The sequence below is a fragment of the Verrucosispora sp. ts21 genome (genome assembly GCF_002879555.1).
Taxonomy (GTDB): Bacteria; Actinomycetota; Actinomycetes; order Mycobacteriales; family Micromonosporaceae; genus Micromonospora; species Micromonospora gifhornensis.
Genome location: NZ_PNOZ01000075.1, coordinates 18,928 through 27,509, shown reverse-complemented (window position 1 = coordinate 27,509; position 8,582 = coordinate 18,928). Strand labels below are relative to the sequence as shown.

At 71.2% G+C, this 8,582-nt stretch carries 9 protein-coding genes; 2 read left to right on the top strand and 7 right to left on the bottom strand.

The window, feature by feature from the left end; all coding sequences use genetic code 11:
- Positions 1–391 (top strand): cellulose binding domain-containing protein (locus C1A38_RS25030; protein WP_199180324.1); only part of this gene is annotated, 391 nt, incomplete at its 5' end.
- Between the two features lie 104 nt (positions 392–495).
- On the opposite strand, the gene C1A38_RS25025 is transcribed toward C1A38_RS25030, so the two are convergent.
- The 4 genes from C1A38_RS25025 to C1A38_RS25010 all read right to left on the bottom strand — a co-directional run bounded on the left by C1A38_RS25025 (position 496) and on the right by C1A38_RS25010 (position 4,980).
- Positions 496–1,431 (bottom strand): oxidoreductase, encoded by a 936-nt coding sequence (locus C1A38_RS25025; RefSeq protein WP_102660167.1) that lies wholly within the window; start codon positions 1,429–1,431, stop codon positions 496–498.
- A 108-nt stretch (positions 1,432–1,539) separates the two neighbouring features.
- The gene (locus C1A38_RS25020) at positions 1,540–3,651 is read right to left on the bottom strand and encodes a cellulose binding domain-containing protein (protein WP_233197006.1); all 2,112 of its coding nucleotides are present in this window, start codon (positions 3,649–3,651) and stop codon (positions 1,540–1,542) included.
- 373 nt (positions 3,652–4,024) lie between these two features.
- Complete coding sequence (locus tag C1A38_RS25015) at positions 4,025–4,216, bottom strand: DUF397 domain-containing protein (RefSeq protein ID WP_102660165.1); 192 nt, start codon at positions 4,214–4,216, stop codon at positions 4,025–4,027.
- On the bottom strand, positions 4,207–4,980 hold the full coding sequence (locus C1A38_RS25010) for a DUF5753 domain-containing protein (protein WP_102660164.1): 774 nt from the start codon (positions 4,978–4,980) through the stop codon (positions 4,207–4,209). Before C1A38_RS25010 ends, C1A38_RS25015 begins: the two co-directional genes overlap by 10 nt.
- A gap of 371 nt (positions 4,981–5,351) precedes the next feature.
- On the opposite strand from C1A38_RS25010, the gene C1A38_RS32010 reads away from it, so the two are divergent.
- Complete coding sequence (locus C1A38_RS32010; protein WP_233197005.1) at positions 5,352–5,537, top strand: hypothetical protein; 186 nt, start codon at positions 5,352–5,354, stop codon at positions 5,535–5,537.
- A gap of 19 nt (positions 5,538–5,556) precedes the next feature.
- On the opposite strand, the gene C1A38_RS31220 is transcribed toward C1A38_RS32010, so the two are convergent.
- From C1A38_RS31220 to C1A38_RS24990, 3 genes are all read right to left on the bottom strand, one after another.
- Complete coding sequence (locus C1A38_RS31220; protein ID WP_204290832.1) at positions 5,557–5,733, bottom strand: hypothetical protein; 177 nt, start codon at positions 5,731–5,733, stop codon at positions 5,557–5,559.
- 191 nt (positions 5,734–5,924) lie between these two features.
- Positions 5,925–7,553: an isovaleryl-CoA dehydrogenase gene (locus C1A38_RS24995; protein WP_102660162.1), complete on the bottom strand. Its 1,629-nt coding sequence runs from the start codon at positions 7,551–7,553 to the stop codon at positions 5,925–5,927.
- Positions 7,550–8,446 carry a bifunctional helix-turn-helix transcriptional regulator/GNAT family N-acetyltransferase gene (locus C1A38_RS24990; RefSeq protein ID WP_102660161.1) on the bottom strand — a complete coding sequence of 299 codons (897 nt, stop codon included), beginning with the start codon at positions 8,444–8,446 and terminating at the stop codon, positions 7,550–7,552. Before C1A38_RS24990 ends, C1A38_RS24995 begins: the two co-directional genes overlap by 4 nt.
- Positions 8,447–8,582 lie beyond the last annotated feature (136 nt).

Genomic DNA, 8,582 nt, shown 5'->3' with positions numbered 1-8,582 from the left:
CACCCCGCCGCCCACCACTCCCCCGCCGACCACGCCGCCGCCCACCACTCCCCCGCCGACGACCCCGCCGCCGGGTGCCACCTCCTGCCGGGTGCAGTGGACGGCCGACACCTGGAACAACGGCCTGGTCGCCAACCTCACCGTCACCAACACCAGCCCGGTCGCGGTCAACGGCTGGACGGTGCAGTGGACCTTTGCCAACGGCCAGCAGGTGACGAACACCTGGAACGCCACGATCACCCAGAGCGGCAACCAGGTGACCGCCCGCAACGTCGGTTACAACGCCACCATCGGGGCCAACCAGAGCATCACCTTCGGTTTCCAGGCCACCCACAACGGCACCAGCAACCCGCCTGACCGCTTCACCCTGAACGGGGCAGCCTGCAGCTGACCCCTCGACCAGATCGGTGCCCCGGCCGTCATCGGCCGGGGCACCGGCACGACCGGTCCGCGCGGGGCACGCGCTCCTCGACCTGGCAAGGGCGGGAGTACCGCTCAGAGTGTCGTCGGGTCGACCGGCGGCAGATCGATCGGGACGCCGGTCAGGCGTTCGCTCTGCGCCCACAGCTGCTGTGCCACCCCGACGTCGAGGGCGCGGGCGCTGCGGGTCGCGGGCACCGGCGGGCCGACGTTCTCTGCCCGGTGCGCCGGGCCCCAGTAGCTGCCGCCCTCGGCGTCCGGGTCGGTGGCGGCGCGCAGGATCGGCAGCGCCCCCTCGGCCAGCGGCATCGCCAGGTACCGGCCGATGCCGTTGACGATCGTGACCAGAAGGTGGCGACCCTGACTCGGCCCGGTGTACGTCCACCCGGGATGGGCGGCGGTGACCCGCAACGACGTTCCGGCCCCGGTCAGCCGCCGATGCAGCTCCAGGGTGAACAGCAGCATCGCCAGCTTGCTCTGCCCGTAGGCGGCGAACCGGGCGTAGCGCCGCCGCTGCCAGTTCAGGTCGTCGAGATCGATCCGCCCGGTCCGGTGCGCGTTGCTCGCCACGTTGACGATCCGGGCCTGTTCGGTGGCGAGCAGCAGGGGCAGCAGCCGGCCGGTGAGCGCGAAATGGCCGAGGTAGTTGGTGCCGAACTGCAGCTCGAAGCCCTGCCGGGTACGCCGCAACGGCGGATACAGCACCCCGGCGTTGTTGACCAGCAGGTCGAGCCGGTCGTGCTCGGCCCGGTAGGCGGTGGCGAACGCGGCCACCGAGTCGAGGTCGGCCAGATCGAGTGGACGGCAGTGCACCTCGCCGTGCGGGTGCCGGGCGCGGATCGCCTCGGCCGCGGCCTCACCTCTGCCGCGATCCCGGCAGGCGAGCACCACCCGCGCACCCTTGCCCGCCAGTGCTCGCGCCGTCTCCAGGCCGAGCCCGCTGTTGGCCCCGGTGACGATCACCGTGCGGCCCCGCTGGTCGGGAATGTCGTCGTACGTCCAGTGGGGCATCTGTTGCTCCTCGGTCCACTCGGGGCCTGGCCGGCGCGACCAGGTTGCTCGTCAAGGCGACTGGTGCGGTCCGCCGGCGGGATGGCCCCGCCGGCGGACCGCTCGGGGTCAGCCGATGGTGCAGAGGGTGCCGTTGAGCCGGAACGCCGTCGGCACGACGTTCGGCCCGCTGTACTCGCCGACGAAGCCGACAGTGGTCGAGGCCCCGGCGGAAAGCCGACGGTTGTCGTCGTTGCCGGTCACCCGCACGGTGCTGCCGACCTGTTCCCAGGTGGCGCTCCACCCGCTGCCGACCCGCTGCCAGGAGGTGGGCCAGGTCCAGGTCAGGGTCCACCCGTCGACCGTGTGCTCACTGTTGTTGACGATGTCGACGTTTGCCACGTACCCGTTGCCCCAGTCCGTGGTGCTGGCGAAGCGGACGGTGCAGCCGCTGCTCGCCGGGCTGCCGGTGGTGAAGGTCAGCGGCGCCGACGCCCAGGAGACCCGTCCGGCGGTGTCGCGGGCCAGCACGTTGACCGTGTACCTGCGGCCCGGCACGAGGTTGCCGACGGTCAGGCTGGTCCCGGGCGTCTCGCCGAGCTGTTCGCTGACCGCGCCGTTCTGCCGGTGCACCTCGTACTTGGCGATCGGGGCGGCCCCGGCGGTGGCGGCCGGCCAGGTGATCGTCACGTCCCGGTCGGTGACGCCGGTCGCGGCTGGTTGGCCGGGCGCGCCGGGTGCGCCGGTGACCGCAGCCGCCGGACGCACCACCAGGGTGGTCAGCGAGTACGGCGGCAGCGTACGGCTGGTCGCCTCGCCGCTGCGGGCGGTGGTGACCTCGGTGGCACCGTTGGTGTGGGTGTGCACGGTCGGTGCTCCGGCCGCCGGGGCGAACCCGGCGTAGTCGATGGTGACCGGGTGGGCGTTGTCCGGGTCCTTGTTGATCAGCAGGACCGCCACCTCACCGTTGGCCCGCCGCACCGCGTGCGCGCTGACCAGCGGCTGATCGGTCTCGGCGCGGATGAACTGGTCGCCGCTGCGGGCGAACATGCTCATCATGGACAGCCCGTGGTACGCGGCGAACGGGGTGTTCACCGCAGGTTCGCAGACCGAGCCGTCCGGGGTGCAGGTGCCGTTGGAGAGCAGGCCGAAGTCGCCGTAGTCGGTCTGCCCCGCCACCGTGCTCACCCGGCCGATGCCGTTGTGCACGTTCCACCAGTGCACGGTGAAGACCCCGTTGGCCAGCAGACCGCTGTAGGCGTCGGCCAGGAACAGCGCGGCCGGTTGGCTGGTCATGCCCTCGGAGGTGACGTTGACCTCGGTGAGGCTGATCCCGATGCGGTCGGCCTGCGGCCCGGCGTACCGGCTGATCTGCTGGCGCAGCAGGTACACCGCGTCGGTGATGTGGCTGGTCCGGGGCAGCGACTCGGCGGCGCTGCCACCCGGGTACCAGTGCACGTCCACGAAGTCGATCGACGGCCCGGCGATGGACAGCACGGTCTGGTTCCACGGGCCCGGGTCGTTGCCGGCGGTCAGGCCGTCCGGCCAGTTGGCCGGCATGGTGAGCACCGCGCCGACCTTGATGCTCGGGTCGACGGCCTTCATCGCCTCGGCGTAGTCGACCACCAGGTTCGCGTAGTAGGTGGCGCTCTTGTCGGGGTGGTGGTCGGCTTCCCAACCGGACCCGTAGTGACCGTTGCCGTAGTTCTCGTTGCCGACCGTCCAGTACCGCGCGCCGTAACCCTTTGTCACGTTTGCGTACCGCACCCAGTCGGCCGCCTCCTGCGGCGTGCCGGTGCCGTAATTGGCGATGATCATCGGCTCGGCGCCGACCCGCCGCACCGCACCCATGAAGGTGTCGAAGTCGGTGCCGGGGGCAACGTAGCCGCCGGGCGCGGTGTGGTCGCGCCAGTGATAGATGTCGGCGTACGAGCCACCCGGGTAGCGCATCATCTGCACCCCGGCGTCGCGCAGCAGGTCCGACGTCTCGGGGGTGGCCAGATACTGGTCCCAGATGGCGTGGTTGACGCCGAGCGCGGTGTCGGGCACCCGGGCCAGCCCGGCCCGCGCGTTCACGGTCACCGTCACCGGTGCCGTCGCCGCGTCGGCGCTCGGGGCGTCGACCCCGGTCACCACACCCGTGGCGAGCAGCAGGCCGGCCACGAGCAGCGCGCCCGCGTGCCGGGGCAGTCGCCACGATCGGGCCGAGGATCGAACACCGTGCCTGTTCGGAAGTCTCATGGTTGTCCTTTTTCGATCACGAGCGAGATCCGCCCGGTCGACAGCCCACGACCGACGGCGGAGAAGAGAGAACGACCAGCTCACCTGCCGTCACCCGCCGCAGGCCCGGACGGGCCCCCGGCTGCCCATCGGGCGACGGTCACTCGCGCGACAACACATCGACAGATCAGAATTGCACAGCGTACGGCGATCACTCAACGCCCCGCGCACAGAAGGCCGATGCGAGACGGACGAGAAAAGCGCCCGTCCCGGCTCGGGGAACGGGCGCTTTCGCGCATTCGGGTCGGGGCCGCTCGGCGGTCAGGCCCGCTCGGCGGTCGCCGGTCAGCGGTCGGCGGTCGCCGGTCGCCGGTCGCCGGTCAGGGCCGCTCGGTCAGGGACGCTCGGCCACCTGGGCGACGAACGCCTTCCAGGCGGCCGGCCCGAAGGCCAGCATTCCGCCGTCACGGTCCTTGGAGTCCCGAACGAGAACGACCCCGGAGAGATTGTCCGCGACCTCGACGCACGCCCCGCCGTTGCCGCTGCTCCGACTGCTCTTACGCCACCGCGCGCCAGTCAGGCCCATGACGCTGCCACATCCCTCATCAACTCGACGGACTGCCGATGAGACAACGCCTCGCCACGGACGTTCTCCCATGCCGCCAGTATGGCCGCCACGTCGTCAGGGTCGCTAACCACTTGCCCCTGTAGTTGCGTGTCCAGGTAGACAGCGGTGCGATGGTCCCTGCTCGTGGCGATGACGAACGGACCGTCCAGCCCGGCGTAGGCCCCGGCCGCCTGCGGCACGACATGCACGCGCACGTGCGGAAGGTCGCACCAGGCGATCAGTGCCTGCATCTGGTCGCGCATCACGTCCTGACCGCCCACCGGGCGGCGCAGGGCGAATTCGTCCACGACCGCGGTGAGCCATGGCGGGTTCTCCCATTTGAGAATGACCTGCCGAGCGAGCCTCGCCGCCACCAGCTGATCCACCTCGTCGGAGGTGCGCCGCCCGCTCGCGCTGAGGACCGCCCGCGCGTATGCCTCGGTCTGCAACAGTCCCGGCAGGACTGTCGACTCGAACCACCGCAGTTCCGTCGCCTCACGCTCCATCTCCTGCCACGGGCGAAACCACACCAGGTCACGGATCCGGCGTCGTGAAGTGTCCGGCCAAATGTCCGACGCGCTCCGACCGAGGACAGCGGCAGCGGTGGCGCGATGTCCGGGGTGCGGGATGCGGCCCTGCCGGAGCCACCGGTCGGTCGTCTTGGGATCCACGCCTATCTGCGCCGCCAACGAATCTGTGGTGTGGCCTGCCTCCTGGAGCGCCGTCCGCAGTGCGTCGTTCATCGGACCCCCATCGGACATCGGAGATTTCTGCCCACCATATATCTACGCGGTGTTGCCGTCCCATCACCGTTGGCAAGGTGGCGGTAGGCGGTGTTCACGGGCTGGACCAGTAGCCCCCGTGGGCGCTGCACGGGGGTCGACCTGTCCGTACACCTTCGAGGGTCGGCCCCCTTCCACGACGCGCACCGACGGAAGGGCCGCCCATGCCCGTGCAGAGACCAGCGCACGCCGCCACATCCCACGGGATCGTCCCGAGACGGGCCGCGAGCCCGACGGGCACGCGATCGGACGGCACGCCACGTGTCGCTCCCGGGGCGTACCTGCTGACCCGGGCGGCGTCACCGCAGTTCAGCCAGCCGATCGTGGTCCGGGTGATCCGCGAGCTGGTCGAGCGGCAGCCGTACGACGGTTGGGCCTGGGTGGATTGCTACGTGCTCGACCGCCACGGCGACGCGACGGTAAAGCGGCAGTTGTTCGTCCGCCCGGACGGGATGCGGCCGGTGCAGGTCCGACCGGTCCCGTACGCCGAGCGGCACCGGGCCAAGGTCGGCTGGTGAGCGCGCCGCACGCCCGGGATCATGTCGCCTCCCGCCCGACGTGGCGTTGCCGGGCGTGCGGGATCGCGTGGCCGTGCAGTGCGGCGAAGGTACGCCTGCTCGCCGAGTACCGGGGCAACACCCCGGGGCTGATGGTCTTCCTGGTGACGCTCCGTGAGGAGGCCACCGCCCAACTGGCCGAACTGAACCCCAGCACGCCCCTGCCGGACCTGCACCGACGGTTCACCGACTGGGTTCGCGTCCGGTCGGGACAGCCATCTCGCTCTGGGTGCATCTGTTGCTGCCCTGGCGACAACAACTGCACCCAGAGTCCGCTCCGAAGCTGATTCGATCATGCCCGCTGCCCGCCGCGGCCTGGTCGCGCCAGCGGGTCAGCGGGTCAGCGGGTCAGCTCAGTTTCGGGGTGGCGCGGGCGAGGAGGGTGGGGAAGTCGACGCCGGGGGGCAGGGTGCCGTAGGCGTGGCCGTGGTCTGCGGCGAGTCGGGAGGCGCAGAAGGCGTCGGCGACCGCCGGGTGGCCGTGGCGCACCAGCAACGCGCCCTGCAACACCAGGGCCAACTGCTCGACCAGTCGGCGGGCGCGTACCTCCCGGTCGGCCGGGTCGGCGAGGGCCGCCTGCACCTGGCGTACGGCTGCGTCCAGGCGTGGGTCGGCACCGGCGGCGGCGTCCACCTCGGCGCGGAACGCCGCCAGCACCTCGGGCTGGCCGGCGAGCGCGCGCAGCACGTCCAGCGCTGCCACGTTGCCCGAACCTTCCCAGATGGAGTTCAGCGGCGACTCGCGGAACAGCCTCGGCATGCCGGACTCCTCGACGTAGCCGTTGCCGCCCAGGCACTCCAGGGCCTCGGCGGCATGGCCGGGCCACCGCTTGCAGACCCAGTACTTGCCGATGGCCAGCGCGATCCGTTTGAACGCCGCCTCGGTCGCGTCTCCCCGGGCGGCCCGGTCGGTGGCTCCGGCCAGCCGCATCATCAGGATCGTGGCGGCCTCGGACTCGATGGCCAGGTCGGCCAGCACGTTACGCATCAGCGGCTGGTCGATCAGGGCGCGACCGAAGGCACGCCGGTGCGTGGCGTGGTGCACGGCGGTGATCACACCCTGGCGCATGCCGGCCGCCGCGCCGATCACACAGTCCAGCCGGGTCAGGTTGACCATGTCGATGATGGTGCGTACGCCCCGACCCTCGTCACCGACCCGCCAGGCCGCCGCGTCCTCGTACTCGACCTCGGCGGAGGCGTTGGAACGGTTGCCGAGCTTGTCCTTCAGGCGCATCAGTCGCATCGGGTTGCGGGTGCCGTCGGGCAGCACCCGGGGCACCAGGAAGCAGGTGAGGCCGCCGGGCGCCTGCGCGAGGGTGAGGAACAGGTCGCACATCGGCGCGGAGGTGAACCACTTGTGTCCGACCAGCCGGTAGCTGCCGTCGGGTTGCGGGCGCGCGGTGGTGGTGTTGGCGCGTACGTCCGAGCCGCCCTGCTTCTCGGTCATCGACATGCCGGCGAGCAGTCCCCGCTTGGCCAGCGGCGGGCGCAGCCCGAAGTCGTACGCCCGGGTGGTCAGCAGTGGTTCGTAGTCGGCGGCCAGGTCCGGTGCGTGCCGCAGCGCGGGCACCGCCGCGTAGGTCATCGAGATCGGGCAGCCGTGCCCGGCGTCCGGACGCCAGGTGTAGAACTTCGCGGCGCGGGCGACGTGCGCCCCGACCCGGTCGTCGGCCCAGGGCGCGGCGTGCAGGCCGTGCTCGACGGCGGTACGCATCAGCTCGTGCCAGGACGGGTGGAACTCCACCTCGTCGATGCGGTGACCATAGCGGTCGTGGGTACGCAGCACCGGCGGGTGCTCGTTGGCCAGCCGACCGTGCTCGATGGCGGGCTGACCGCCGGCGAGCCGGCCGAGGTCACGGACCTCCCCGACGGCCCACCCGGCGCCCTCACGGGCCAGCCCCTCCAGCAGGGCCGGATCGTCGGCGGTGTCGTGGTCGACAAGTGGGGGGACCTGGTTGGACACCTCGTGTGTGGTCACGGCGACACCCCCGGGGCGCGGTGCAGTTGCTTGGCGAACCAGTGATCAGGGTACGGGCTCGTGTTGTATCGCGGGATCTCCTCGTATCCGGCGCTGCGGTAGAGCCGGATCGCCTCGGTGAGGGTGCGGTTGCTGTCCAGGCGTACGCAGTCGGCACCGGCCGCTGCGGCGTGCCGTTCCAACTCGGTGAGTAGTCGTCGGCCGACGCCGAGCCCGCGTACCGTGCCGGAGACCCAGAGCCGCTTGATCTCGGCGGGCCCGTCCGGGTCGAAGCGGACCGACCCGCAGCCCACCGCCTCGGAGGCGAGGGTGGCGACCAGGAACACCCCGGCGGGCGGGACGAACTGCTGGTCGTCATCAGTGTCGAGAGTGAACCCGGACTCGAACCGCTCGGCCAACTCCCCCGCGTACGCCCGCAGGCAGGCACGGGCGCGCGGATCGGTGGGCGGGCAGACCTCGACGGTGACCATCGAGGCCATCAGCAGCCGTTGCACCTCGTTCATCGCGGTGGTCAGCCGGTCACGTTGGCCCACGCTCAACGGGGCGAGCATCGACCAGGCCAGTTCGTCGGATCGGCGATCGAGGTGTGCCCACTCGGCGCGGCCGGCTTGGGTGAGCCGGGCCATGCGTACCCGTCCGTCGCCCTCGGCCGGTGTCACCACGACCAGTCCCGCGGCCTCCAATGTGCGCAGCAGCCGGCTGAGGTATCCGGCGTCGAGGTCCAGCCGGTTGCGCAGCGCCGCCACCTCCGCCCCGGCCGGGCCGATCTCCCAGAGCAGCCGCGACTGGGCCAGCGGCCGATCGCGGGCCAGGAACTTGTCGTCCAGCGCTCCGACGCGCTGGGTCACCGTGCGGTTGAAGCCCCGCACCACGTCCACGAGTTCACGCTCCATGTTGTCTGACTTTAGTCAGGTATTCCTTCCGACGGTAGGGGCGGTCGCCTGCGTTTCCGGGGCACGTCCGGGCGGAGACGAGGGTTGCGGAGGTGTGACCCAGGCCCTAATGTTAGCGATAACATCAATCGGTACG